Source organism: Halorussus salinus, assembly GCF_004765815.2.
Lineage (GTDB): Archaea > Halobacteriota > Halobacteria > Halobacteriales > Haladaptataceae > Halorussus > Halorussus salinus.
This window is the reverse complement of record NZ_SBIS02000007.1, coordinates 168,406-194,757: the sequence shown is the minus strand read 5'-3', so window position 1 is coordinate 194,757 and position 26,352 is coordinate 168,406. Positions and strand designations below refer to the sequence as shown.

General features: G+C 63.5%; 25 protein-coding genes, 1 tRNA gene and 1 pseudogene. 18 read left to right on the top strand and 9 right to left on the bottom strand.

The window, feature by feature from the left end:
* Positions 1-131: 131 nt before the first annotated feature.
* A complete protein-coding gene (locus EPL00_RS14500; RefSeq protein ID WP_274381000.1) occupies positions 132-1,109 on the bottom strand; it encodes an NAD-dependent epimerase/dehydratase family protein in 978 nt (325 codons plus the stop codon).
* A complete protein-coding gene (locus EPL00_RS14495; protein ID WP_162224229.1) occupies positions 1,109-2,386 on the bottom strand; it encodes a nucleotide sugar dehydrogenase in 1,278 nt (425 codons plus the stop codon). The genes EPL00_RS14500 and EPL00_RS14495 overlap by 1 nt, the downstream gene beginning before the upstream one ends.
* Before the next feature lie 162 nt (positions 2,387-2,548).
* On the opposite strand from EPL00_RS14495, the gene EPL00_RS14490 reads away from it, so the two are divergent.
* The 6 genes and pseudogenes from EPL00_RS14490 (at position 2,549) to EPL00_RS14470 (ending at position 8,672) form a co-directional block, all read left to right on the top strand.
* A complete protein-coding gene (locus tag EPL00_RS14490) occupies positions 2,549-3,763 on the top strand; it encodes a glycosyltransferase (protein ID WP_135853700.1) in 1,215 nt (404 codons plus the stop codon).
* Positions 3,764-3,798: 35 nt separating this feature from the next.
* Positions 3,799-5,379, top strand: a complete 1,581-nt coding sequence (locus tag EPL00_RS14485) for a hypothetical protein (protein WP_135853701.1) — start codon at positions 3,799-3,801, stop codon at positions 5,377-5,379.
* Positions 5,370-6,566, top strand: coding sequence for a glycosyltransferase (locus EPL00_RS14480; protein WP_135853702.1), 1,197 nt, complete (start codon positions 5,370-5,372; stop codon positions 6,564-6,566). The genes EPL00_RS14485 and EPL00_RS14480 overlap by 10 nt, the downstream gene beginning before the upstream one ends.
* An 84-nt stretch (positions 6,567-6,650) precedes the next feature.
* Positions 6,651-7,112 (top strand): annotated as a pseudogene (locus EPL00_RS23835) (glycosyltransferase); the annotation flags it as partial.
* 48 nt (positions 7,113-7,160) lie between these two features.
* Positions 7,161-7,802 carry a glycosyltransferase gene (locus tag EPL00_RS23830; RefSeq protein ID WP_238398228.1) on the top strand — a complete coding sequence of 214 codons (642 nt, stop codon included), beginning with the start codon at positions 7,161-7,163 and terminating at the stop codon, positions 7,800-7,802.
* A gap of 126 nt (positions 7,803-7,928) precedes the next feature.
* Entirely contained in the window at positions 7,929-8,672 is a 744-nt protein-coding gene (locus tag EPL00_RS14470; protein WP_135853704.1) for an FkbM family methyltransferase, read from the top strand.
* Positions 8,673-8,741: 69 nt separating this feature from the next.
* Here the strand turns inward: EPL00_RS14470 and EPL00_RS14465 are convergent, their stop codons facing one another.
* From EPL00_RS14465 to EPL00_RS14455, 3 genes are all read right to left on the bottom strand, one after another.
* The gene (locus EPL00_RS14465) at positions 8,742-10,178 is read right to left on the bottom strand and encodes a sugar transferase (protein WP_135853705.1); all 1,437 of its coding nucleotides are present in this window, start codon (positions 10,176-10,178) and stop codon (positions 8,742-8,744) included.
* Between the two features lie 69 nt (positions 10,179-10,247).
* Positions 10,248-11,234 (bottom strand): SDR family NAD(P)-dependent oxidoreductase, encoded by a 987-nt coding sequence (locus tag EPL00_RS14460; RefSeq protein ID WP_135853706.1) that lies wholly within the window; start codon positions 11,232-11,234, stop codon positions 10,248-10,250.
* Between the two features lie 104 nt (positions 11,235-11,338).
* Positions 11,339-13,714, bottom strand: coding sequence for an STT3 domain-containing protein (locus EPL00_RS14455; protein WP_135853707.1), 2,376 nt, complete (start codon positions 13,712-13,714; stop codon positions 11,339-11,341).
* A 113-nt stretch (positions 13,715-13,827) separates the two neighbouring features.
* On the opposite strand from EPL00_RS14455, the gene EPL00_RS14450 reads away from it, so the two are divergent.
* Positions 13,828-14,253 (top strand): VOC family protein, encoded by a 426-nt coding sequence (locus tag EPL00_RS14450; protein ID WP_135853708.1) that lies wholly within the window; start codon positions 13,828-13,830, stop codon positions 14,251-14,253.
* Between the two features lie 21 nt (positions 14,254-14,274).
* Here EPL00_RS14450 and EPL00_RS14445 read toward each other — a convergent pair whose 3' ends face one another.
* Positions 14,275-15,105, bottom strand: coding sequence for a VOC family protein (locus tag EPL00_RS14445; RefSeq protein ID WP_135853709.1), 831 nt, complete (start codon positions 15,103-15,105; stop codon positions 14,275-14,277).
* A 119-nt stretch (positions 15,106-15,224) separates the two neighbouring features.
* Here EPL00_RS14445 and EPL00_RS14440 point away from each other — a divergent pair, with 119 nt between their 5' ends.
* Entirely contained in the window at positions 15,225-15,962 is a 738-nt protein-coding gene (locus tag EPL00_RS14440; RefSeq protein ID WP_135853710.1) for a nucleotidyltransferase family protein, read from the top strand.
* Positions 15,963-16,070: 108 nt separating this feature from the next.
* Complete coding sequence (locus tag EPL00_RS23595; RefSeq protein WP_202932651.1) at positions 16,071-16,235, top strand: HVO_A0556 family zinc finger protein; 165 nt, start codon at positions 16,071-16,073, stop codon at positions 16,233-16,235.
* Positions 16,236-16,461: 226 nt separating this feature from the next.
* Here the strand turns inward: EPL00_RS23595 and EPL00_RS14435 are convergent, their stop codons facing one another.
* Complete coding sequence (locus EPL00_RS14435) at positions 16,462-17,628, bottom strand: tubulin/FtsZ family protein (protein ID WP_135853711.1); 1,167 nt, start codon at positions 17,626-17,628, stop codon at positions 16,462-16,464.
* 678 nt (positions 17,629-18,306) lie between these two features.
* On the opposite strand from EPL00_RS14435, the gene EPL00_RS14430 reads away from it, so the two are divergent.
* The 7 genes from EPL00_RS14430 (at position 18,307) to EPL00_RS14400 (ending at position 22,301) form a co-directional block, all read left to right on the top strand.
* Positions 18,307-18,708: a PIN domain-containing protein gene (locus EPL00_RS14430; protein ID WP_135853713.1), complete on the top strand. Its 402-nt coding sequence runs from the start codon at positions 18,307-18,309 to the stop codon at positions 18,706-18,708.
* A gap of 45 nt (positions 18,709-18,753) precedes the next feature.
* Positions 18,754-19,350: a tRNA (pseudouridine(54)-N(1))-methyltransferase TrmY gene (gene trmY / locus EPL00_RS14425; protein ID WP_135853714.1), complete on the top strand. Its 597-nt coding sequence runs from the start codon at positions 18,754-18,756 to the stop codon at positions 19,348-19,350.
* Positions 19,351-19,485: 135 nt separating this feature from the next.
* On the top strand, positions 19,486-19,950 hold the full coding sequence (locus EPL00_RS14420) for a TIGR00725 family protein (RefSeq protein ID WP_135853715.1): 465 nt from the start codon (positions 19,486-19,488) through the stop codon (positions 19,948-19,950).
* A gap of 200 nt (positions 19,951-20,150) precedes the next feature.
* Positions 20,151-20,456 carry a hypothetical protein gene (locus tag EPL00_RS14415; RefSeq protein WP_135853716.1) on the top strand — a complete coding sequence of 102 codons (306 nt, stop codon included), beginning with the start codon at positions 20,151-20,153 and terminating at the stop codon, positions 20,454-20,456.
* 103 nt (positions 20,457-20,559) lie between these two features.
* A tRNA-Pro gene (locus tag EPL00_RS14410) sits at positions 20,560-20,632 on the top strand.
* Between the two features lie 145 nt (positions 20,633-20,777).
* Positions 20,778-21,245, top strand: coding sequence for a nucleoside deaminase (locus EPL00_RS14405; RefSeq protein WP_135853717.1), 468 nt, complete (start codon positions 20,778-20,780; stop codon positions 21,243-21,245).
* 336 nt (positions 21,246-21,581) lie between these two features.
* Positions 21,582-22,301: a hypothetical protein gene (locus tag EPL00_RS14400; protein WP_135853718.1), complete on the top strand. Its 720-nt coding sequence runs from the start codon at positions 21,582-21,584 to the stop codon at positions 22,299-22,301.
* Here the strand turns inward: EPL00_RS14400 and EPL00_RS14395 are convergent.
* Positions 22,298-23,503, bottom strand: a complete 1,206-nt coding sequence (locus EPL00_RS14395; protein WP_135853719.1) for a M20 family metallopeptidase — start codon at positions 23,501-23,503, stop codon at positions 22,298-22,300. The two genes, EPL00_RS14400 and EPL00_RS14395, sit on opposite strands and share 4 nt — an antisense overlap.
* Positions 23,504-23,583: 80 nt before the next feature.
* Positions 23,584-24,504: a glycosyltransferase family 2 protein gene (locus EPL00_RS14390; RefSeq protein WP_135853720.1), complete on the bottom strand. Its 921-nt coding sequence runs from the start codon at positions 24,502-24,504 to the stop codon at positions 23,584-23,586.
* A gap of 166 nt (positions 24,505-24,670) precedes the next feature.
* On the opposite strand from EPL00_RS14390, the gene EPL00_RS14385 reads away from it, so the two are divergent.
* On the top strand, positions 24,671-25,198 hold the full coding sequence (locus EPL00_RS14385) for a P-loop nucleotide/nucleoside kinase family protein (protein WP_135853721.1): 528 nt from the start codon (positions 24,671-24,673) through the stop codon (positions 25,196-25,198).
* A gap of 323 nt (positions 25,199-25,521) precedes the next feature.
* Positions 25,522-26,313, top strand: a complete 792-nt coding sequence (nucS, locus tag EPL00_RS14380; protein ID WP_135853722.1) for an endonuclease NucS — start codon at positions 25,522-25,524, stop codon at positions 26,311-26,313.
* Positions 26,314-26,352 lie beyond the last annotated feature (39 nt).

The following is a 26,352-nucleotide window of genomic DNA, read 5'->3' as shown; positions in this document are numbered from 1 at the left end:
GGTGACCCGCTCTCAGTGTGATAAGTCTTCAGTCGCTCCATACGACGAAGAACTGTTTGTCTACGAGTATCTAATCACGCTTCGTTTAGACAGCGGTGACCTTTCCCTTGAGGCGACCCTCTGTGCTGTCGTTACTCACCGATGGTGTTGTCGATACAGCGTTCGAGGGAGTCCTCGACTTTCGTTTTGGGTGCCCAGCCGAAGTGATCCTCGGCCTTCTCGACCGACGGCACTCGCTTCTTCACGTCGTCGTCGTAGATCGGCACGTGGTCGAACTCAAGATGGCCATTATCCACGATGCCTCGCTCTCTTCCCTTCTCGAAAATGAGGCGGGCGAGTTCCTTCATCGTAATCTGTTCGGGGTTGGCAAGGTTGTACACCTCGTTTTGCGTCACGTCTACGAACGATTGCGTCGCGATGGCTTCGGCAACTTCGTCTATCCACGTGAAACACCGCACCTGCTCGCCATCACCGAAGATTTCCATCGGGTTCTGCTCGTCTATCAGTATCTTCTGGATGAAGTCGGCGAACACGTGACTCATGCCCGGTTCGTCCTCGGCACGCTCGTACGGCGTGATGATGTTGAATGGCCGCCAGATGGTGTAGTCCAAATCGTACTGCTTCTCGAACGCACGACTGTATCGTTCCCCGACGACTTTCGAGAGACCGTAGTCGGTCGATGGGATTCTGTTCTGCCATACGTCGTCTTCGTGGTGGGGTGGGTCGTCCTGTTCGTAGACCATCGAGGACGAGATGTACACTACGCGCTCGACGTCGGCCTCCACGGCCGCTTCTAGAATGTTCCGATGGATGGTCACGTCATTCGAGAGGATGTCGGCTGGGTACTCGTGGAACCCCTTTACGCCGTAGATGAGTGCCGCGGCGTTGATGACGTAGTCGGCGTCCTCGACGACTTCGTGTGCCGCCTCCGGGTCGGTCAGATCGGCTTTGTGGAACTCATATTCGTCTTGGTCGACAACGCGGGTGTGGTCGTAATCATCGTATCGGTTGTAGTTGTCTACGCCGAGGACTTCGTGTCCGTCCTCGATGAGATGCTTGATAGTCCATTGCATCAGCGATCCTTCACTTCCGGTAACTGTGATTTTCATCATAGCACCTTCGTTTGTGCTTCGTCGAAATCGAACTCTAATGCGTTCATAAAGCCGTTCTCGGAGTCGTATCGCATCTTCTCCCAGAATCCCCAGATATCGCAGTACGTACACTCGTCGTTATCCACCTGTCGATGCACCTCCTGAAGGTCGGCGAACTCGTCGTGAGGCGTCATCAGGATGACCCAATCGCTCCCTTTGACCTCGTCCCAGTCGTCGAAGCCTTCCTTGTTCGGTTCGATTCTCACAATGTCGTTGATACCCTTGTACTGTAACTGCTTTTCGAGTTTGAACGCGACCGAGTTCCGAGTGTCGTCCGAGTTCGGCTTGAATGTCATCCCGAGAATCGTCACCTTGTCGGGTTCTGCGTGCTTTTCCAGCATGCTGTTCACTATCTGCGCTGGCATGCCCTCGTTGATCTGGAACGCCGCAGTCACCAGTTCGTTGTACGGGATGTTGTCGACGAGGAACCAGCCGTCTTTCGTCAGGCAGGGGCCACCGACGTTCGCACCGGGCGAGGGCACATCGAATCGGGGATAGTTACGAGCGGTCTTGTCAAGGATTCGATGGACGTTCACGTCGTGGTTCGTCGCAAACGACTCGGTGATGAGGTAGAACTCGTTCGCGGCCGCGAAGGTTAGGTACCGCCACATATTCGTAAAGAGTTTTCCTAGCTCGGCCTCGGTGGGCGTGAGTCGTGGACATTCTGCTTCGAGGAAACTCTCGAATAGTGCGCGCGTCCGGACGTAACTCTCGTCTTCGAAGACACCGATGAGTTGCGGAAGTCCGATAATTTCTTCGAGCGCATTATGCTGGGCGATGCGCTCGGGGGCGAACGACAAGTACACGTCTTCACCGACTTCGTGTCCGGCCTTCTCCAGTTCACTCCGAACGATGTCGGTCGTTCCGGGGTAGACGGTCGAGCGGAGGACGACGAGTTCCCCGTCTCCGATCTGAGATCGTAGCTTCCGGATGATGTCCAGTAGATTGTCCATTTGCGGATTATTGTGTTCATCGATGGGCGTCCCGACGACGACGACGTAGGCGTCGCAATCCAGACCGTCGATATCGGTGGTCGCGTCGAACCCGTCAGTAGCCAATTGCTCGGCGAGGAGTTCCTTCGCACCGGGTTCGGAGAACGGCATCTCGGCGTCTAAAATCGCTTCAAGTTTCTCCTCGTCGGTGTCCACGAGTGTCACGTCGTGTCCAGCGTCTCCCAGAACGAGACTCATGGGGAGTCCGACGTGGCCCGCCCCACCGATGATTGCGATATCCATACGATACTCACTTGAAGTCATGGGTTTAGAGTTTTCGCATTAGTAACTACAGGTCGGTCCCCCCGACAAACCGGATGATGCTCGTATCGCGGTCGTAGAGACCTACCGCTGCTGTTCGACTATCGAAAGAATCAACATCGGCTGCGGGGCTGGTAGCAACCAATGGAAGTTGTCCTGTTCGACCAATATGCATCGGGCCACCATCTCGAATACGCGAGTCGGATGGCGGCCGAACTAAACGAACTCGGCATCTCGGTCTCATTTCTCGGTGTCAAGCGGACGGAACGTCACCGTGAGTTCTTCGAGGACGTTGAGACGTCGTTTCTCGCCGAGGAGACCGCCGTCACCGAACACGCCGACTCGGTCGAGATAGTCGAAGAGGCCGCCGAGTTCGCCACGCGAAGCGGTGCTGACGTACTTTATTTTCTCCAAATTGACGACGTGACAGACGCCATCTATCGGAGCGAGCGACACGAGGGAATCGACGTCGTTGGCGAGATTAACGGCGCATTCTTCCGGAATGCTCACCTCACAGCCCCGTTTCGGTCGCTTCTTGGCGTACCGATTCTCGGTGATTGTCACGCCGAAGCCTTCCGACGCCTTCCGTCGTGGGCCATCGAGCGCGTTCCCTCGCTGGTGGCCCGGACCGTCGGACTGTACGGTTGTCTGCGAACTGGTCGGTTGGACAGCGTTCTCGTTCACTCCCCAGAGGCGAAGCGGTTCGTGGAGACATTCGGGTTCGACGTGCCGATCTCGGAGATACCCGACCCACTCGAGCCGTGGTTCGAGTGGGATTCGTCTCGACTGGACGCCCGATCACGGCTCGGCCTGCCGGACGACGAACCGATTGCGCTCTACTTCGGTCAACTTCGAGACGACAAGGGAATCGAATTGCTACTCGAAGCACTTCGTCGATACGACGGTCCGGCCTTCCAGATGGTCATCGCCGGGCCTCCGGACGACATGGATAAATCCGACTTGACCGCGGTCGAACTGCCTCCACAGGTTAGTCTCTGGACGGATATCGAGTTCGTCCCGCAGGAAGACGTTCCGTACTACTTTCTGGCGGCCGACGCAGTCGTCGTGCCTTACCGCAGGCAGTTCGGTGCTCAGCGGACGAGCGGTGTCTTCCAGAAGGCCTGCGGTGCGCTCCGTCCCTTGGTCGCTCCGAACTTCGGGACGCTCGGTCGAAGAGTCACGGAGCGTGGCTTCGGAACAATTTTCGAGGCCGGGTCGCCGACTGCACTAGCCGAGTCACTCGCCGAGGTGGCACGCGGTGACACGCAGGCAGACGTGGAGTCGATGAGAGCGTATGCGAACCGACAAACGTACGAGAGAGCCGCTGAAATGGTTATACAGTCGTACGAAAAATGTTAAGTAGGTCCCAATACCTAACTCGATAACTATCTTCGATGTCCAACAACGACAACGACTTCTTCGGGCGGTTCCGGAGAGTCCGTAATCTTCCTGCCCTCCTCACAGTCGCTATGGTTGCAAGCTTCCCACTCGTGGGGTTCGTTCCGTTGAGAGTCGGAAGTATCGGAATCAAATTCAGTTGGTTAGTCGGACTCGCTATCGTCGTCGCTGGCGGCGTTAGCGTCGTCCAACGCGGAACTCTCCGTTGGTCTTCGAGTATCCTCCTGCTCGCGCTCTGGCTCGGTTGGGCGACAGCGACGGGGGTCTGGCCGCTCCTCTCCGGCGACGCCGCTCGAATACGAGAGTTCGTATTCGGCGTCCTTCGACTCGGAGCGTTCTTCGGGGTCGTCCTCGGAATTTATAATCTCAACCTCGGCCGGGCAGAACTGAAAGTCTTCTTCCGGGCGACGGCAGTCGTTGCGGTGTTCGTTTCCCTGTTCGCAATTTATCAGTTCTTTGCTCGCGAGTATCAACTGCCGTTCGCCTTCCTCCAATTGACGAACCCCATGCTGTTGACTGACCAGCAGGTCGGCGGAACGTACTATACTGGTGGCGTGTTCTACCGCGTCACGTCATTATTCCCGGAGCCATCGTGGCTCGGGATGTATCTTGCAGACGTACTCTTCGTAGTCGCGGTTCCACTCCTCTACGGCGTCTCTGAGGACGTGCTGTTTGACTCTCGCCGGACGAATCTGGCTATTCTGTCGGTCGTCACAGTTGCGTTCGTGATTGCCTACTCGCTAGGTGCCTACGTCTCGCTGTTCGTCGCGGCGACTATAGTAGTGGCAGTAAACTGGTCGGACATCTACGCTCGACTCGGTTCGACGCTCGCGGTTCCGAGTGCGGCCTTTTTCGCGTTCGATTTCGCCATTACGGGCGGCCGTATTACTGTCGTCATTCTGAAACGCATCATCGGACTCGGCTCGAAGCTGTTTGGGCCGTACCTTGCATGGATACCGTTTCCTGCCGTGAGTCTCCCGGAACTTCCGGACATTACGATTCCATCATTGATGGGTTTCGTCGCGTCCCTATCGTCGGGGTCGTCGGAGTCGTCGGGGTCGTCGGGGTCACAGGGTGTTGAGACAGTAACACACTCTAGCCTCGACGTTCGGGCAGATCGCATCCTGTCCGGAATCAACGTTTGGTCTCAACGTCCCCTCACAGGGGTGGGATTGAACAACTACCAGTTCCATTCTGAGCGCGGTGTGGATTTCGTAGGCCACACATATGGTTGGACGTTCAATTACTCTCGGACGCTAGCAGAACTAGGTCTCGTTGGTCTTTTGCTCCTCGTACTGTTGCTCGGATTCGTCCTCCGACAGTTCAACCATACGGCCAACACCCTCCTCAAAAACGGTGACGGGCCGATGGCCGCTATCACACAGACGTTCTTCAGTATCGTCGTGTTCGCCGCCATTAGCGCGATGTTCGTGGACCAGTTTTACGTCCTTCGCATTTGGTTCTACGTTGGCATAGGCTTCTCAGCAGTTTCGGTAGCCGCACCTAACTCGGTTCGATCGGTTCCTATTCCGAAACAGTACCTTCCGAACTGGGTAATCACCAAACCATGGAGCTAGTGTGGATTACGCCGGGTACACCGTACCCGCCAAACCAGGGCGAACGGGTCGTAACGTTCAACCGCATTAAGCGACTGGCTGACCGTGGACACGACGTTCACGTCCTCTCAGTCGTGGACGACGAGTCGGAACTCGACCGAGCAGACGAGATGACAGATTTCTGTTCGTCGGTCACGTATGCGACACGTCCACGGGGTATGAAACTATACGCCCGGAACCCGCGGCTTCCATATCCTGTGGCGAGTCGATACGCACCGAAACTCCAGGAGAAACTCGACGAACTCACAGATACTGCGGACGTGGTCGTTGCCGAACACACCAACATGACGAAATACCTAACAGAATTGGACGTACCCACGTGCTTTTCTGTTCATAATATAGAGACAAAGGTCCTGCTCGGAATGGCACGATCGAAGTTCCCGTCGCCGAGGGCCATCCCCTACGCGGTTGAGTCGGCACGAATGTTACAGTACGAACGAACTGTTTTCGGTGACGGTCTGTTCGACTCGTACCTTTTCCTTTCGACCGACGAACGCGCCCAGATGGCCGACCGATTCCCGACGATTGCCGACCGGACGTCAGTATCTCCCATAGGTGTGACCGCAGACCGGTTCGACTTGACCGAGTCCCTCCCGGAAAAGTACGCTAGCGACGTGCCAACTGTCGTCTTTACAGGAACGATGCGCTACGAACCGAACGTGGATGCAGTCGAGTGGTTCGTTAAGGAGGTATTTCCAAAGGTCCGGTCGGTAGTTCCGGACGTGCGCTTCCTCATCGTCGGCAAGGAACCGAACGAGACTGTCCGTCGTCTCGGCAAGCAACCCGGCGTCGTCGTGACGGGTCGCGTCCCGGCGATCGAACCGTTCATCGATGCTGCCGACACTATAGTGGTGCCGCTTCGAGAAGGGGGCGGCGTCAAGATCAAACTCGTCGAAGCACTTGCTAGCGAGTCGGTCGTCGTCTCAACGCCGACCGGTGCGGAAGGAGTGAACGTCAAACATGGTAAGCACCTCTGGGTAGCAGAGGACGCCGATATGTTCGCTAAATACGTTACTGACGCGCTCTCTGGGTCCGAGGACTCGCGCGAACTCGCTATCAGCGGCCGAGCTCAGATGGTCGAGATGTACGCATGGTCTTCGGTCGTCGATGACTTGGAGGCCCACCTTCATGACCTCGCAAGAAGGTAACACAACAAACGATGCCTCCGAAGCGGCTCTGAGATTGGAAAAGGTAGATATAATGGCGAACAGTGGCTATCAGTTCTCCAATACATGGACGTACTTCAAGTGAGTCAGTTCTATCCTCCTCATACCGGCGGAATAGAACAGGTGGTCCAACAGCTTTCGGAGGGACTGGCTAATCGCGGTCACGACGTGTCGGTCCTCTCGGCCGTCCCGCAGGGGACCGGCAGACGCGACCGCGTCAATAGTGTTCAGGTTCATAGGGTGGGCAGTATCGGTAAACTTCTCTCGGTACCGCTCGCACCGACGCTCCCGCTCCACATCCGACGACTCGTTCGTACGCACGATGTGGTTCACTATCATCTTCCACACCCACTCGCCGCGATTTCGCATCTCGCTACTGCCCCGACAGATGTCACTGTCGTCGTGACCTATCATAGCGACATCGTGCGACAAGCGGCTATCGCCCGCGCTTACCGTCCGTTTCTCGAACGCTTCCTTGATCGCGCCGACCGCATCCTCGCCACCTCGCCCGCGCTGGTTGAACACTCACAGGTTCTCCCACAGTACGAGGACAAGTGCGAGGTGATTCCCCTCGCCGTGGACCTCGACGAGTATCCCGTTTCCGACCTCGATAGTGACAGCTCCAACGCAAATCGCTTCGAAGACGACTCGACCGCTGTCTCCGAGGTGGATGACTCGCAACCGGTCCTGCTGTTCGCTGGGCGACTCATCTACTACAAGGGATTAGAGTATCTCGTCGAGGCGATGGTTGATGTCGATGCTACGCTTCTGATAGCGGGCGACGGTGATCGGCGGGAGGCCCTCGAAGCCCATGTCGGATCGCTTGGTATTGAGGAGCGAGTTCGGTTCCTTGGCTACGTAACCGACGAACAGCTCCACCGCCTGTACAACAGGGCCGACGTGTTCGTCCTCCCGTCGTCGGTCCCGAGCGAAGCGTTCGGCATCGTCCAGTTGGAGGCGATGGCTCATGGCACGCCGGTGGTCAACACCGACCTGCCGTCCGGCGTACCGTGGGTGAGTCAGGACGGTGAGACCGGACTGACGGTCCCTCCTCGGGACTCGACCGCACTAGCGAACGCTATCAACGAACTCCTTTCGGAGACAGATCGCCGACGTCAATACGGCCGAAACGCCCGACTACGGGCGGAAACTCGGTTCAGCGAGGAACGGTTTCTCGACGACACGGAAGCCCTCTATAAGGAATTACTGACAAAGTAGCGATACGGAACGACGACAGTTTCGTGTATCGGCGTTGCTCGTCGCGTCGGTGTGATTTCACGGGTAGGGATACCGCAATCGACTTAACCCCTATTTTTATACTACACGCTACGAGGTTCACACCGAATGACCAGTAGACAGCTATTGTCCAATCTCCCAGACAGTCTGATAACGATAGGGAGGAAAATCGAAGAGGCAAACTACGAGTATGAGATTTGGCCACTCGGAAAGGAAATCGACGGGGTCCGATACAAGAGTTACAATCTCGAACCGCCGGGGTCCGAACCGATGCTCGAAACGATACTCGCGGAGGCTTCTGCGGGCGACGTAGTCCTTGACATCGGTGCAAACGTAGGCGATTACTCTCTACCGCTAGCCGAAAAGGGGTGTCGCGTTTACGCGTTCGAACCGAATCCCCAGACGTTCGAGAAATTCCGGAAAAACGTCGCGGCCTCTGCAAGCCCAGACCGAATCGAACCGATGAATCTCGGCCTGTCCAGCGCCTCCGACGAGTCGACTTTCTACATGTCGTCTCAGTCGGGACGAAGCTCGTTCAATAGGTATAACGCCAAGTACGGCGACGAGGAGATAATCGGGACCACTACCGTCTCGGTCGAGACGCTCGACGGTCTCGTTGCCGACGGTGAAATCGAACCACCGGACTATCTGAAAATCGACGTAGAAGGTCTAGGTCTCGAAGTCCTACGAGGTGCCGAACAGGTCATTCAGAACTACGAACCGAATATCTACTTCGAACGTCACGAAATCTCCGACGGCGAGACACGTGACGGAAAACTTCGTTCGTTCTTCGAGCAACTCGACTACGAAGTGACTGAGCGCGGTTATCCGTGGTTTTGTCGCCCCAAGTGATCTCTATCCTCCAACTGGCTAACTTCTGTTCTTCAGCGACGACCAACCGTTTCGGAGAGGTGCCGGAGTCTATTCCCGCTTGCGCAGTGACCGTTTCACGTCTTCCAGCACGCCCCACACCTGCCGAATAACAATCTTCAGGTCGAACCAGAACGACTGCTTGCGGACGTACTCTACGTCGTAGCGCAACTTCTTCTCGGGTTTGTGGCCCGTCGCGCCGTTAATCTGCGCCAACCCAGTCAGCCCTGGCTTGATGAACCATCGCTTGCGCCACTCGACGACGCCCGACCGGATGTCGGCGTCCAACTCGGGGCGTTCGGGTCGCGGTCCCACGACGCTCATGTCGCCGACCAGAATCGACCAGAGTTGCGGAACTTCGTCCAGATGCGTCTGGCGGAGGAATCGCCCGACGCGCGTGACTCGCGGGTCCACGCCGCCAGCGTCCTCGTCGCTGATGGTCGCGCCGGTCTCGGCCTCGGCGTCGGTCACCATGCTCCGAAACTTGTACACCTCGAAGGTCTCGCCTAGTTCCGCGGTGCGCTCTTGACTGTAGAACACCGGGCCGGGGCTGTCGAGCTTGATAGCCACAGCGATGACCGCGATAAGAGGAGCGAACGCCAGCAAGCCTACCGCCGCGAACGCCACGTCGAAGACCCGCTTGAACACGTAGTCCTGCCAGTCCCACGGTTCGAGTTCGATGTCCACTATCGTCTCGTTGCCCGTCGCCGTCGTGGCGGTCAGCACGTCGTCGGCATGGTCGCGGTGGACCTTCGCGTCCACGCCGCGTTCGTAGCAGGCGTCGAGCGCACCGAAGAACTCCGCGCGGTCGGGATGGGCGAACGCCAGTACTGCGGTGTCCACGTCGTACTCGACCAGCACCTCGTCCAGCCGCGAGAGACCGCCCAGACAGTCGAGGTCGTCGAGTGCCCCCTCGCCGCTCCCGTCGGCGACGGCCGGGGTGGCGACGCCGCGCTCGCCTTCGTAGTAGGGGCTCGGCGGCGAGACGTAGCCGACCACCGGTACGTCGGTCGCGTCGAGAACGTCCCGAATCTCCTCGGGGTCGTCGCCGACGACGACCGCTCGCTCCTCGCGGCCGGGCCGGTAACCGATGGCGACGAACCACACCGGGAACGCGACCAGCATGACGACGACCGTCAGCGCGAGCGTCGAGCGCGGAAGCGGATAGCTCCAGTCGAAGTAGCCGACCGTCGCCATGGCGAACCCGGCGACGACCACGCGCTTCTGGGTCAGCAGAATCGTGTCGAGGATGCGCCGAGGACGAGGTTTGAACAGCGGGAGGAGACACCCGAGGACGATGAGCGCGCTCGTCACCGCCGCGAGCGTCAACTTGTCGCCCGTCAATACGTTCGCCGGGAGTCGCCGGAACACCGGAACGACCGTCGTCAGCCACTGCGCCGCGGGGTGGTTGGTGACGACCACGGCCGCCACTGTCCCCAGCAGGGTCCCGACGACGCTCACGACTCGATACTGATGTCCCGACACCATCACGCTATCTCGCACAGTCAGTTAGCTTAAAAGCTATGGAGTCCCCTATCTGTGTGACGGGCTGACACTTCAGGAGTTCCGAACGAGCGGTTCGTACCACTCCCGATTCGCCCGGTACCACTCGGTGAACTCCTCGACGCCCTCCCGGATGGTCGTAGTCGGCTCGTAGCCGAGGAGGTCGCTCGCCTTCGAGATGTCGGCGTGAGTGTGTTCGGCGTCGGCGTCGTTGCGCTCGCCGAACTCCAGTTCGAGGTCGGGCGCGAGTTGGTCGCGTATCTCCTCGGCCAACACCCGAATCTCGATGTTGTCGGTACTCCCGATGTTCATCGCCTCGCCGTCCGCGGCGTCGGTCTCCAGCAGGGTGCGATTCGCCTCGACCACGTCGCCGACGAAGGTGAAGTCCCGCGTCTGGGTGCCGTCGCCGTAGATGACTGGCGGCTCGCCGTTCATACAGCGCGAGACGAAGTTGCTGATGGCCATGTTCGGCCGCATCCGCGGGCCGTACACCGTGAAGTACCGCAGGGAGACCGTCGGCAGGCCGTACACTTCGTTGTAGACTCTGGCGTACTGCTCTTGGGCGACTTTGGAGGCACCGTAGGGGCTGACGGGCGTGTTCGGATGCTCCTCGTCGTAGGGGAGGTACTCGGGCTTGCCGTACACCGACGACGAGGAGGCGACGACGACGCGCTCGGTGTCGGAGTCCCGCGCCGCTTCGAGGACGTTGAGCGTCCCCGAGACGTTGATGTCGTTGACCTTCTGGGGCTCCTCGACGCTCGTTCGGACTCCGGCTTGGGCGGCCTGATGGAAGACGTAGTCCGCGTCGGCGACCTGTTTGGAGACGGCCTCCTCGTCGCGCACGTCGCCCTCGACCAGTTCGTAGGAGCCATCGCTCTCCGCGGCCGCCTCGCGCGCGGCCTCGACGTTGTGTTCCTTGATTCCCGTGTCGTAGAACGGTTCGAAGTTGTCGAGCGCGACCACGTCGTGGCCGTCGCGGGCGAACTCCTCGGCGAGGTGGCCGCCGATGAAGCCCGCTCCTCCGGTAACGAGTATTCGCATTACGACGGATGGCAACGTCGATTAAGAAAAAGCCACTGGGGCAGATTCGGGTTCGGCCTCGTCCGAGTCCTCGTTGTGGCAGCGTTGACAGTCCGTGCTGACTCTTACGCGCCGACCGTGATGTTACCGCCGTTCTCGACGGCGCTCTCGGGCACCTCGACTGTCGAGTTCCCGACTGAGTATGACCCCGCGTAGGGAACCGTTACAGCGAGCTTTCCATCGGGACCGGCTCGAACGTTCCGCCGGTACGTGAACGACGCGCCCTCGACTTGGATTTGCTTCGAGACGGTCACGGTCTCGTTGCTCTTGACGGTTCCCGTAAGATTCGCACCCGGAACTAGCGAGAACACCTTCACCGATCCGTCGTCGCTCGCGTAGAGCGCCCGGTAGTGACCCGCGCCGCTCGCACCGTTCGGTCCGGCACTCCCGAACCGCTTGTGGAGTCGTGCGTAGTTGGTCCTCGGTGCAACTTGCCCGTTCAAATCAACGTTCTTCGTCACGACGAAGCCGACTCTCTCACGTAATTGTAGATATTGTGCTTCGGGATCCGACGACGAGAGAAAAGCCTCGTAGTGGTCTCTGGCGAAGCCGTACGCACTGGAATGACCGTTCACGAAGTAGTTGTACATCCGGTTGCGGCCCCACTTGCTCAGGACATAGTTCTCGGGGTACTCCCAGTCCTGCTCCGTCGCGTAGCCGTCCATCCAAGTCGCCGCCTCAAACTTATTGTCTACGATTTTCACCTGTTGGTGGCGGACCGCGGTTTGGACCCCGCCCGCGCTAACGACGAACACGAGGAGTACCGCGAGGGTCGCGGCGGTCCCCCTGTCAGGCAGGGCGAGCGAGGGCTGGGAGTCCTCCTCTCCTCGCGGGTCGTCGTCGCCGAAATCGAGCGCCGAGATTACGTCAAGTTTCGCCGCGAACGCGACGAAGCCGTAGCCCGCCAGTACGGCCGCGAAGGGGGCGAACTCGCCGACGAACCGGCGCTGAAACGTCGCTAGCACGAGGAAGTACCCGGCGTAAGTGCAGACGACTAGCCACAGGACGTTCTCGCGCCGGTAGGCCCGCCACCCGACTAGCGCCAGCATCGGGACGGCGAGCAGCCACGCGAAGCCGAGTTCCAGAATCGGACCGAGGAGGAACCCTTGGGGGCCGCCCGAGAAGAGAGATTGCGTCTCGGCGGGACCGGAGTTGAAAAGGAGAACGTCAAGTTGACTGTACAGGCGGCTCGCGTACGTCGGCAGGACGAACTGGAGGAGGGCCAGCGCACTCAACCCACCTGCGACTTCGGCACCTCCGAGGACGAACGCGGGCATCCCGGCCCGACGCACTGCCTCGCCCGCAAGCGAGACGCCCAGCACGCCGACGAGCAACAGCGCCGGAGAGTAGGCCACTACGTCGGTGTGCCACCCGAACCCGGTGTGTGCGAAATGCGAAAGCAAGGCGGCAACCGCCAGTCCGCCGAGGAGCGGCGCGCTCGCGACGAGCGGCGACCGGTCGGCGCGAACGTCGGCGGCCGCTCGGACCGCGGCGAAGACGCCGATAGCGCCGACGAGGAGCGATCCGGCCTCCCACGCCATCACCTGCCCGGCGACTGCGACGCCGAGGGCGGCGGCGGCGAGCCACGGCTTCGGAGACGAAAGCTCCTCGCGCTCGACGCCCGAGAGCCAGACCAGCGCGAGCGCGGTCAGCGCGAGCCACGGGTAGTCGAAGGCGTGGTGGTCGGCGAACCCGAGGCCGGTCCGGTAGGCGAACGCGGGAATTACCGCGAGGAATACGACGGAGGCGAGCGCGACCCGGCGGTCGTCGGTGACCCGGACCGCCAGCGCGTAGACGAGGAGTCCGACGACGAGCGCAGAGACCACGGGGTACCACGCCAGTACCCACCCAGCGGCGTCGGCTCCGCCGAGGAGGTTCGTGAACCACCAGAGCGTCCCGACCATCAGCGGTTCGCCCTTCGCCACGGCATCGGGGAGTCCCGAGAGGACGCTGAAGTCGAAGACGCCGGTCGCCTCCGCGGAGAGCTGTTCGACCCAGTAGCGGTAGTAGTAGGGGTCGTTCGAGGGCAGGACGACGTACTCGCCCCGGAAGACGCTCGGGAAGATGTAGGTTCTCATCAGGACAAGGAACGCCAGCGCGCCAGTGAGCGCGCCCGCTTCGAGCCGCGAAAGCGAGGGGAGCGATCCGAGCGAGAGCGACGAGAGCGACGGGCCACCGCTCTTGCCCGCGTCGTCCGCGGTTTCCGAATCTCCATCGAGACCCGCGCGGACGGCGTCGGGGTCGGCGACTTCGTACCCGTCGCCGTTCTCGGCGACGATGTCGCGGGAGACGAGTTCGCCGAAGGTGCCCGAGTCCACGGGCACGTCGTCGAAGGTCCAGCCGTCGGCGCGCTCGTCCACCGCGAGGACCTCGCGGAGGTCCGATTCGAGGCCGGGTTTCTCCTCGAGGAGGGCGTCGGTCGCCTCGCGTACAGTACTCATGGTGGGCGAATGTCGTGAGTAGGGTATAAACGCTACGAAGGTCCGACGAGGAAACAGGTTCGCTCGGCAAACCGAACGGACAGGACTTTGCCCGTCTGGCCCACCTCCTCGGTGTGACGACGACAGAGCTAACTGCACACCACACTGGCGTGACGGTGACGGACCTCGACCGCGCGGTCGCGTTCTACCGCGACGTGCTGGGTCTCGACGTGCTGGACAGGTTCTCCGTGTCGGGCGAGGAGTTCGCCGAGGGCGTCGGCGTACCGGGTGCGACCGGCGAGTTCGCACACCTCGACGCGGGGTCGGCCCGCGTCGAACTCGTGGCCTACGACCCCGAGGGCGAGGAGTCCCACGCAGAGACAGTCAACCAGCCCGGAGCGAAGCACCTCGGACTCGCGGTCGAGGACCTCGATAGCTTCTACGCAGAACTCCCGCCCGAGGTCGAGACGCTGAGCGAACCGCGGACGACCGCCAGCGGGACGAAAATCCTGTTCGTCCGCGACCCGGAGGGCAACCTCGTGGAGATTCTGGAAGCGTAGTCCGCCGCGGCTCCCGACGAGCTACGTTTCCTCTCGCTCGACCACGCCGAGTCGGGAACCCAACAGGTCGCTGTCGAAGGTGGCTACTTCTCCGTCGGGCCACGATTCGGGTTCTCGCAGGGGGTAGGCGTCGCGCGCCGCGTCCAAATCGTCGGTCGCCAGCAGGCACGCGCAGGGACCGTCGCCGAACGCGGCGATTCTGTCGGCGAGCCACCCCTCGCCCTCGGGCGCGGCGAGCGCCACCGGCCGACCGGGGAACGACGCCACCGTGCCGAACCGGGGAACGGTCTCCTCGACCGGTTCGGGAAACCGGTGATGCTCGCGGAATCGCCGGACGGCGGCGTCGAGGTCCGCGACGCCCAGCACCACTTGCCCCAACCCAGTCAGCGGTCCGCCCGCGACGCTCTCGCTCGGCGCGACGCGAGCCGAGAGCGGCGTCCGGTCCTCGATGGCGAACGGGAGGAGGCCGTCGTCGCCCCCGAACTCGGCGCGGTCCCACTCCACGAGCCGCCCGTCGTCGCGCTCGCGGGAACCGTACAGCGGTCCCCGGACGGCGTAGCCCGCGTCCAGATAGCGTTTGCACTCCGCGACGATGTCGGGGACCCGGACGCACCAGTCGGCGGGCCCGGCGTCGGCGCGGATGTACTCGGGCCAGAAGTCGTGGTCGCCGTCTCCTCGCTCGGCGATGAGTTCGACGTACGACCGGTCGTCGAACCCCAGCACGGCCATGTGGGTGACGCCGTTGTCGTGGACGCCGCCGTAGTCGGGCGACAGGCCGAGGCGGTCGAACTCCGCGGTAATCTCGTCCAAGTCGTGGTACGCGAACGGAACGTGGTCGAGCGTGAGGTCCATGCGGAAGCGTGGCGTGCCACCGTCAAGAATACTCGGTCGGCGGTTTCGGGTCAGCGGTTTGGGGTCGGCGGTCCCGGACGGTCGGCAGGTACAGGTCGCTCGGCGTCCAACCCGGAGGCATGCTCGGAGTCGTTCCGGCCGCGGGTGAGGGGACCCGCCTCCGGCCGCTGACCGACGAGAAGCCGAAGGGACTGGTCGAGGTCGCCGGACGGCCGCTCCTCGGGCACGTGTTCGAGACGCTGGCGGACAGCGGCGTGGACGAAATCGTCGTCGTAGTGGGCTACGAGGGCGACGCGATTCGGGACCGCTTCGGCGACAGCGCCGCCGGAGTCGCGCTCTCGTACGTCGAACAGGACGAGCGGTTGGGTCTCGGCCACGCCGTCTTACAGGCCGAGTCGTACGTCGATGGTCCCGTCGTCGTCCTGAACGGTGACAACGTGGTCGCGGGCGACTTGCGCCCGCATATCGCCCGCCAGCGGGCCGACGACGTAGATGCGGTACTCGCCGTCGAAGAAGTGGACCTCGCCGCGGCGCGCGAGACCGGCGTGGTCCGCGTCGATTCGGGTTCCGACGACCCCGGCGAGCGCCACCGCGTCACCGAAATCGAGGAGAAACCGGCCGACCCGTCCTCGACGCTGGCGACGACCGGCGCGTACGTCCTGCCCGCCGAGATTTTCGACGCCCTCTCGCTCGTCCGGCCGTCCGACCGCGGCGAGTACGAACTCGCCGACGCGCTCGGCGTCCTGCTTCGAGCGGGGGCGCACGTCGAAGCAATGGCGCTGGACGCCGAGCGCGTGAACGTCAACACGCCCGCCGACCGCGACGCCGCGGCGGCACTCCTCGGCGAGCGCGACTGAGAACTACATTGGGATTGCTGAAAATTGTGGTTCGGTCGCGTTAGAACCGTGTCAGTCATCGTGATAGTTCCGGTAGTTTCAAATATCGGTGCCGTTCTGTTCCGAACGATGCAACAGGTAACTTCGCAAGACACGTCGGACGCGGTCCTCGCCGCGCTCGTCGGCGACGACTGTAGTTGGTGTGCGACGGGCGCGCTGGCCCGCGAGGAGTTCAAGGGCGACGCCGCGGTCGTCTGCGAGGAGTGCGGTACGCCCGCAGCCCGCGTCTGGTAGGCCGAGTTTCGCCCTCCACGACGACTCTCCGAACGCGAGTCGCTCGACCGCCGCTCGTTTTCCACGGGAGTTTTCGGTCCCACAGTAGCAGGTCGCGGCCGTGTGACTGCACGCGCGAGCGGACCGGTCACGGGACTGTTCGGACGAGTCCCGACGAAAGACGGCCGCGAGAACGGTATCGCACTCCAACCCAAACCAATCGACTACTCCGGTCGTCGCCGAAGCCTCAGAACAGCGCTTCCAGTTCGTCGCCGTCGTCTCGAATCAGGCTCTCCAGATTCTCGTCGCTCTCGTCCTCGATGTCCGCGATGTTGTCTTGGGCCTCGACGGCGACATCCTGTAGCTCCTCGACGCGCGGCACGTCCGTGACGCCCGAGAGGAGCGTCACCGCCGCGACGTGGTCGGTGTCGTCCAGCGGGTAGTCGCCGCCACGGACCTCCATGCTGGCGGTCTCGTTTTCGAGCCACTGGCGGCCGCGCTCGATGCCCTTCCGGTTGAGGTGGTCCTGCGGACCGCTGACGACCACGAGCGAGCGGTCGGTGCTTCGGACCTCGCAGGGGAGCGTGAGCCGCCCGAGCGCGGCCTTCCGGACGAGACTCGTGATGCGGTTGGTCGTCTCCGTCGCGTCGAGGTCGTCCTCCGAGAACCGGCCGAGGAGTCCGCCGCCGCCCGCCGTCTCGACCTCCTCGGTGGCGTAGCCGACCGTCGAGATACCGCCGCACGACAGGGTGTTGATTATCTCGCTGGAGTCCACGACGCTCTCGCCGACGGCCTCGCCTTCCCGGACCTCGCCCGCCGAGAAGAGGATGCCGAAGCGTCGGACTATCTCGTCGTTGATGCGGTCGTAGCCGCCCCGAACCGACTCGCCGGTCTCTCGCCACGCGTCGTTGTCGAAGACCAACAGGTTGTCCACCTCGTCCACGAAGGTCTTGAACGACCGCGCGGCGTTCAGCGTGTAGATGCCGCCCTCGTCCTCGGCGGGCAGGACGCCCAGTCCGTAGACGGGTTCGGTGTAGATGCGCTTGAGGTGACTGGCGAGGACGGGCGCGCCGCCCGACCCGGTGCCCCCGCCCATGCCAGCGACCACGAGGAACGCGTCTATCTCGTGGACCGCCACGTCGTCCAGCGCGCCCTGAATCTCGTCGATGTCCTCCTCGGCTATCTCCGCGCCCAGTTCGTTGTCCGCGCCGACGCCGTGGCCCTTCACGCGGGCCTGTCCGATGAGGACGCGGTTTCGCTCGGGGACGTGTTCGAGTCCCGCGAGGTCCGCTTTCGCGGTGTTGACCGCGATAGCCGACCGGACGACGTTAGCGCCCGTCCCCCGGTCGTACTCGACGAACTTGTCCACTATCTTCCCTCCGGCCTGCCCGAAGCCTATCATTGCGAGCTTCATAGTTTGGTGTCCCTAACGCCGATAGCCGTCCGTTACTCCGCCACTGACCGCGAGTCGCGGCGGGCTTATCGGCTGTACTTCGACAGGTCGGGCGTCTTACCCATAGTTATACAGCGACATACGAGGTTTCAGGCGGTGCCACACGAAGTTCGCGGTCGGCGGACGGTCGGGTTCGCCGTGGCGGATTCTCCGGGCGTGGCTCTGCTAACCGATGATTACGAGGTTTGGTCGGGTCGGTCGGGGGTCGGCGGAGTCCGGCGATTTTCCCGTTCGGGAGGGTTGTAAGCGCCGCCTGAACGGTCGATTCTCGGAACTGCTGGGTTTCTTCTTTCGCTGGCTATCGAGTGGATGTGCCAGAATGGGACTACGGATTCCAAAATCCCATTTCATAGTTGTAGCGTGGGGATACTAATAAGTAAACCCACGACGAAGATTCGGTAAGTATGTCTAAGGTATCGACAGACGAGCGCGGACGTATCACGATTCCGCGAGAGACGCGCGATAGATACGGTGACGAGTATCGACTCGTCGAACTTCGAAGTGGAATCAAACTAATTCCGATTCCGGAAGACCCACTCGAAGCCCTTCGCTCGGCCGCCAGTGACGAGTTCAAGTCGGCTTCTACCGAAGAACTACGCGAAGCGGGTCTCGAACGCGGTCGCGAGGAGGCGGAGGAACATGTACGCTGACACGGATTTCTGGGTCGCACTCCTGAAAGACGACGACTGGTTGACCGAGAGAGCCGAAAAGCTGTACGACGAGTACGGAGACGACCTCGAAGTGTCTATGACGACCTTCGTGGAACTGTTTCTCATAGAGGAACAGTTCCCGTTCGACCGAGAACGGGCCGCAATCAGTATCTTAGAGATGACCGACGCCGACATCGACGAGGAGGCCGTGTTTCAAGCGTCGGAGTACATCGACGAGGGGCTGAACGTCTTCGACGCCTTCCACGCGGCGCTGGCGGGGGAAGAAATCCTCTCTAGCGACAAGGCATTCGACGGTGTTGCCATCGACCGCGTGCAACTCGAACCCGAAACGACGACCGCCGACGGTCGCGTCGCGGCCGACGACGAGTAATTTGCTTCCGACGCGCGTATTACGCCCGCCGGAAAACCAACTCCCATGCGCCAGTTCATCGTTCTCGGTCACGACGCCCCGACGACCCCCGACTTTTCGTTAGACGACCTCGCGGGCGGCGCGGGCCGCCTCGACGTGCTGTGTCGGTGCGTCAACTCCGCGTTCTTCCTCTCGCACGCGATTCGCGAGGAGGTCCGGGTCCTCCTCGTCCTGCAGGACGAGGTGACGGTTCGGTTCGAGGGGTCGGAGTTGCGTCGGCTCAACCCCGACGAGCGAAGCACGGCGGCCCTGATTCGCGGTGCCCTCGAAGAAAAGAGCGAGGCCATCGGCCACATGGAAGCGGAGAGTTCGCCCGGCGTCTACGTCTCGACGCGCGGTTTCGAACCGGTACTGGAGGAGGCCGCCCGCAAGGGCACCGTCGTCCAACTCCACGAGGAGGGCGACCCTGTCGTGTACGTGGAACCCCCCGAGAACCCGGTCTTCGTCCTCTCGGACCACCACGACTTCGGCGAGGAGGAAGCGGGACTCCTCGGGGACACGGCCGACCGCCGGGTGCGCCTCGGACCGGAACTCCTCCACGCCGACCACGCCATCACGGTCGCGCACAACTACCTCGACACCGAGGGATTCGAGCAGTACTGACGCCGACTCCGAGCGTTTCGTCGCGGCGCGGTGACTGCGATGGGCGCGAACCGATACCGGTCACCCGGCGCGCGCCGGGTCGTTTCCCGTCCGTCGAGCGATACCACTACGGTTCCACACACGCCATCTCCGCCTATGCGAGTCAGCGTCATCGGCGGTAGCACTGTTACCGAATCGCAAGCCAAGTCCGCCGAACGCGTCGGCCGCCGCCTCGCCCAGCGGGGCCACACCGTCGTCTGTGGCGGGTTGGGCGGAGTCATGGAGGCGGCCTGTCGCGGCGCGAGCGAGACCGACGGGCGGACCATCGGCATCTTGCCCGGCGAGGAGCGCGCCGCGGCGAACCCCCACGTGGACGTGCCCATCGCTACCGGACTCGGCCACGCCCGGAACGCGCTGGTCGTGATGAACGGCGACGCCGTTATCGCGGTGGACGGCGGCGTCGGCACGCTCTCGGAGGTGGGCTACGCTGGCGTGTTCGACCGCCCGATAGCGGGCATCGGCACCCACGACGCGCCGGGGGTCGAACCCGTCGGCTCGGCCGCTGAGGCGGTGACGTACGTCGAGGAGACCGTCGAATCGCGCGGGGAAACGGACGTATAAAAAATCGGAATCCGTATCTTCGTATTGCTTTTATAAACATCTGGATTTTTGCGCGGTCTCGACCGACCGCGGGGTGAGTCCGACTCCGACGACGACAGCACCGACAGCACGGCCGACGACTCCGGCGACCGTCACGGCAACCGGGGCGACCGCCCGAACCTGCAACAACGCTGAAGGCCGCGCGTCCGCTACGGGAGCCAATGCCACTCTCCGACGAGCAGTGGGCGCAGGCCGAACCGGACCGGAGCGTCGTCGAACTCGTCTACGGCTTCCTCGACGCCGAGAAGCCGACCGCCTACTCCATCGAGGAGATATTCCGGCAGGCGGAGGCGAACGTTCAGCAGGACTCGAACTCGACGTGGGAGGACGTGGGGGCGCTCCTCGGCGAGCAGTCGGCCGAAGACCGGTACCGGTGGGCGTTCGAGTATCTGGTTCACGCTGGCGAACTGGAGAAGCGCACCGCGATGGACGACGGCGAGCGCGTCGAGTTCTACCGCGCGACGTAGGGGGTCCCGTCGGGCGACTCTCGGCGTCCGGGAATGCGATTCTCCTCGGGCGGTCGGCGGAATCCGGAAGGATTAAACTTCCGACCCACTTTTGTCCATCTGCGGGCCGGTGGGGTAGCTTGGTATCCTTCGGCCTTCGGGTGGCCGTAACCGCGATTCGAATTCGCGCCGGCCCACTTTTCCCGCAACCTGTTATTCGTTAGCGGCGACACTCGTCTCGCACCCAAATTCGGTCGGCCGCTGAGAGTTCCGAGCGACCTACTCTGGACCTCAGTTCCCGGACCGCAACTCTTCTGTCCGCGGCGCGAGACGCTTACACCTATGGCCGAACTCGACGCGCTCGACCACCCGACCCACGTCCGACGCGCAATCGACCTCGCCCGCGAGGCGGGCGAGCGCGGCGACGGGCCGTACGGCTCGGTGCTGGTCCGCGACGGCGAGGTCGTGATGGACGAGACCAACCGCGAGAACACCGACGACGATATCGCGCTCCACCCGGAACTCACGCTCGCGCGCCGCGCGGCCCGCGAGTTCTCTTCCGAGGAGCGCGCCGAGACGGTGATGTACACCAGCACCGAACCGTGCCCAATGTGCGCGGGCGGCATCGCCATCGCGGGACTGGGCGGGGTCGTCTACAGCGTCTCGGCGGCGCGACTGGCCGAGGAGTTCGGCGGTCCCGAGAGCGTCCCCTGCGGGGAGATATTCGAGCGCCGCGGCCGGGAGATTCCGGTCGTCGGCGACGTGCTGGCCGACGAGGGGATGGCGCTTCACCGCGAGTTTCGGGAGTAGCGCGTTTTGTCGGTTCTTCCGTGACTCCGGACGGTGGATGGAGTAGGGAGACGAAAGTGGAACCGACTCGACAGAGCTGGCTTCAGGCTTGAGCCTATCATACCGCACGGCACCGCTCCGCATCGCGAGGGCCTCACACCTCCCCAACCGCCTGTGCTACTCGGCCTGCGGCCTGCGTTGCTCGTCCCTCGCGCGGAATGGGCGCGGCCCACGAGCGCCGCGCCCCCACGCGCCGGGGTGAAAAGACGAACGTCTCGGACCCGAAAATCCGACCTCCCGCGTCCGCTTCGCTCGTCGGACACGACCCTTTTATCCGTGCCGCCCCGAGTTCGACCGATGACAGAGGAGTTCAACGTGCCCGCCGAATCGACCGACGAGGCCGCCGAGCGCCGCGACGAGGTGGTCGCGCGGGTCCGGGACCACGCCGGAACCATCGCCCGCGAACTCGCCCTGCTTCAGGGCGGCGACTACGGCAAGCGCACCTTCGAGACCGACCGCGGCGAGTGGACCGTGAAGTACGAGGCGGGCGAGTTGCAGTTCCTCCTGTTCGAGGGCCGCAGAGCCGAGACCTACGTCGTCTCGACCCACCAACCGCCCGACCCCGAAGCCCTCGCCGACGCGATGACCGACTACGGGAACTTCGTGGCGTCGTTCAACGAGTACGTCCGGTCGCTCGACGGCGTGTTAGACGAGGTGCCCGCCGAGTTCCCCGAGGTGGCCTCCACCGAGTCGGTCGTCGCCGAGCGCGAGCGCGTCCTCGGGCGCGTCCGCGAGGTCGCAGACCGGATGGCCCACCAACTCGCCCGGTACGAGGGCGGCGAGTACGGCACGTGGGGGACCCGCGTCGCGGGCAACCGCTGGGAACTCAAGTGGGACGAAGGCGGCGCGTCGTACCTCCGGGTCGGCGGCGAGGGCGGCATCTATCTCCTCTCGCAGTACCAACCGCCCTCGGCCCACGACGTGCGCCGACTCGCCGAGGACGTGCCCGCGTTCGTCGAAGCGTTCAACGAGTACGTCGAAGACCTCGACGCGAGCCTCGACGGCGTGGCGCTCTAAGAATCGCGCAGGGTCAGACGCACGCTTTCCTTCAGAATCTCCAGTCCGGTCGCGGCGTCCGCGAGGTCTACCGACTCGTCCACGGTGTGGGCCTGCCCGAGGTCGCCCGCGCCCCAGATGATGGCCGGAATCCCGGCGGCCACGAACTCGCGGGCGTCGGTCGCGGCCTCCAGTCCCCACGGCTCTCGGGGCGCGTCGGCCAGTTCCGCCGAGCGGTCGCGAAATCGCTCGGCGAGGAGGTGGTCGGTCGGAATCCCCGCGGACGCGTAGTGCTTGACTAGCGACAGGTCGGTCTCGACGTTCTCCTCGCGTTCGACCTCCGCGAGCAACTCCTCGATTTCGCTCACTACCTCGTCGTAGCTCTCGTCGGGCAGGATACGCCGGTCTAACAGCAACTCCGCGCGACCGGGCAGGACCGCCATGTTCGAGTCGGTTCCCGCGACGAACTCGGTGACGGTCGCGTACGCCCGGCCGACCAGTGGGTCCGTGCGCTCGCGCACGCGACGGTCGTAGTCATCTATCGCGTTGAGGAGGGGCCGCGCGGCGTCCACGGCGTTGGTGCCTTGGTCGGGGCGACTCGCGTGGGACGCCGACCCCGAGACCCCGACGCGGTAGGTCGCGACCCCCTTCGCGCTCGTGCCGACCCGGAAGTCGGTCGGTTCCAGCGCGACCGCCAAATCGCCGCCGTAGCCCTCCTCGATGAGCGTCCGGGTGCCGGGGTGGCCGGTCTCCTCGCCCATCGCGCCGTGGAACAGGAGCGTCCCGTCGAGGTTCCCGGTCTCGATTTCCTGTTGGAGGTCCCGGAGCGCGAGCATCGCGGCCGCGACGTTGGTCTTCGTGTCGGCGCTCCCCCGGCCGTAGAGGCGGCCCTCCTCGACGACTCCGGCGAAGGGGTCGTGAGTCCACTCGTCGGGGTCGCCCGCGGGCACCACGTCGAGGTGGCCGTTCAGGACGAGCGTGGGCGCGCCGTCAGTTTCGGTCGAGTCTTCGCTCCTCGACTCCGCTCGCGGGTCGTCGCCGACCCACGCGACCGCTTGGGCGCGCTCGGCGCTCGGTTTCTCCACGAGTCGCGCCTCGATGTCGCGCTCCTCGAACCAGTCCACGACGAACTCGGCGCAGGGCCGCTCGTCGCCCGGCGGGTTCTCGGTCGGAATCGCCACGAGGTCGGCCGCGAGGTCGGCGAGTTCGTCGTGTGGGGACATCGTCGTGACGCCTTTCGGACGCCAACGCGTTAATCTCTCGGGTCGCGGAGGGTTCGTCAATAGCCCGCGCGCTCGACCGGTCAGTGACCGGTGCGGTCGAACAGACGGTCCACGGCCGCCAGTCCCGGTCGCCCGGCGAGCGACCCGAGCGTCGCCCCGGCGTGGTAGGCGTAGTCGCCGGGCGTCTCCCACGCCGCACGTGCGAACGCCGCCGTCGCGCGGGGCGACCAGCCGTCGTCGGCCAGTATCTTCCGACCGACCTGATAGTAGGTCTCCCGGAGCGCACGCTGGCGGATGCGGTCGGGGAACCGCCGGTAGAGTCGGTCGTAGGTCGCGATGACTTCCATCCGGCCGTCGAGGTAGCGCCACGATTCCGACAGCGAGTCGCCGGTCCGCCCGCGGACGACGAGCGGGTCGGCCACGAAGTCGAACTGCGTCTGGAGCGCGAGGTCGATCTTCAGCCCCGTGTCGTCGGCCCCGTGGCGGTGGCGAAGCGGCAGGACTCGCTCCAACACCTCGCGGTCGATCAGCATCGTGGAGTTGATGCAGGGGAACGTCCGCATTTCGAGCGCGCGGCCGAGTACGTCGCCGCGGACGACCGGGTTCGGCAGGATTTCGCCGCGCTCCTCGTCGTCCATCCCGCAGTACGCGACGCCGACCCCCGCCTTCGAGTCGAGGAGGTCCACCTGCTCGCGAATCTTCGCGGGGTGGAGTCGGTCGTCGTCGTCCAGCAACTGGACGTACTCGCCGTCCGCGCGCTCCGCGCCCTCGCTTCTGGCGGCCTGCGGCCCTTCGTCGCGCTCTTGGGCGAGGTAAGTCGCGCCGAACTCGTCGGCGACCGGCCGGGCGTGTTCGTCGTCGCTCCCGTCCACGACGACGGTCTCTATCGGGTCGTAGGCCTGCGAGGCGACGCTTTCGAGCGCGCCGCGCAGGCGGTCGTTGCGGTAGTGTGTCGGCACGACGACCGAGACGAGGCCGTCCGCGTCGGAATCGTGTGGCATGTGGGTCACGCTGGTACGACGACGAGTCGGAAAGTCGCGGTGGCGGCCGTCCGACTCGCTCGTCGCTGGCGCGTTTCCATATTTTGATAAGGGATTGGTGTCGTTGATACGATACCGAAGATGAGCGCGACCTGCGCGGAAACGCACCGACCGGGGGGCGGCGACGATGGCTGAGACGGAATCGCTCGACGCGAGACAGGAGACGCCTCAGTTCGTCGTGGTCTGTGGCCTGCCGGGCGTCGGCAAGACCACCGTCGCCGAGGAGGTCGCCGACCGACTCGACGGGCGACTCCTCCGGACCGACGTGGTTCGCAAGGACATCCTCGACGACCCCGAGTACACCGACGAGGAGGCCCGGATGGTCTACCGGGAACTGTTCGAGCGCGCGAGCGCCACCGTCGAGGGCGGTCGGAGCGTCGTCCTCGACGGGACGTTCAAGGACGCCGCCGACCGCGAGCGCGCGGTCGAACTCGCCGAGTCGCTAGACGCGCCGTTCCGACTGGTCAAAGTCGAGTGCGACGAGTCGGTCGTGCGCGACCGCATCGCCGCCCGCGAGGACGACGCCAGCGACGCCGACTTCGAGATTCACGCGATGTACCGCGAGCAGTTCGACGCCGTCTCGACCGACCACGTGACCGTGGACAACTCCGAGAGCGCGGCCGAGACGCGCCGACAGGTCGCCGAGCAGTTCTGAATCGCCGATTCTTCGATAGCAGTGACCTCGGACCTTCGAGTAGCGCGCGCCATCTACCACCGACTCCTCGGCGCGTGCTGGCGCGAGTCCATCTCGCGCCATCGTCGCGCGAGGGACGAGTAGCGCACCGCAGGGAGCAACGCAGTCGGTTGGGGAGGGTGTGGCCTGCCGTTGCGGGGCGGTGCGGTCACTCCTTGGCGTCGGCAATAGTGCGGTTCGTGGTCGTAGTCCGGGAGCGGACAGAAGTAGCGAGTTCCCTCTCGACATCACCTACCGCGAATCCCCCACATTTTTCGTCCGGCGCTGACCACCGGGAAAAGAGAATGGTCGCCGAGCAAATCGACGCGCCCGACCCCGAAACCCTCGTCAGCGAGGCGAAGGCCGCGTTTCGGGACGGTGCCGTCCTGTCCGTGCAGGCCCGCTGTGAAGTCGAGTACGACGGCCGGACTGCGGGGTACTTGGGACCGGGGGACCGCCTCCTCGTCGCCAAGCCCGACGGAACCTTTCTGGTCCACCAACCGACCGGCCACAAACCGGTCAACTGGATGCCCGGAGGAGGGACCGTCTCCGCGCGCGAGAGCGACGGCGAGGCGGTCCTGCTGGCGCGCCGGACCAACCCGACCGAGCGCGTCGAGGTCCGGATTCTCGACGCCCACGGACTGACGCGCTTCGACGCGACCGACGGCGCGACCTACGAGGAGTCCGGCACCGAGGCCGAGATGCACGAGTACATCGAGCAGAATCCCGAAGTGCTGGAGGACGGCCTCCGCATCGTGGAACACGAGCGCGAGAGCAAGTACGGCTTCATCGACTTCTTCGCACGCGACGAGTCGGGCACCCCGGTCGTCGTAGAGGTCAAGCGGATTCAGGCCACGCTGAACCACTTCGACCAGTTACAGCGGTACGTCTCGCTCTACGACGAGGGAGAGGCGTCTCCTCACGGAGGCGGCGTAACCGCCGGAGAGAACGAGGAGGTACGGGGGATGCTGGTCGCGCCCGACGCCTCCGAGCGCGTCCGGCGCGCGCTCCGCGACGAGGGACTGGAGTTCGCGGAACTCGCGGAGTTCGACACCGACGCGAGGGGCGCGACCGAGGCGAAACTGACCGATTTCTGAATCGAGCGCCCGACGAGAGCAGTGAGTCGGCACTGACAG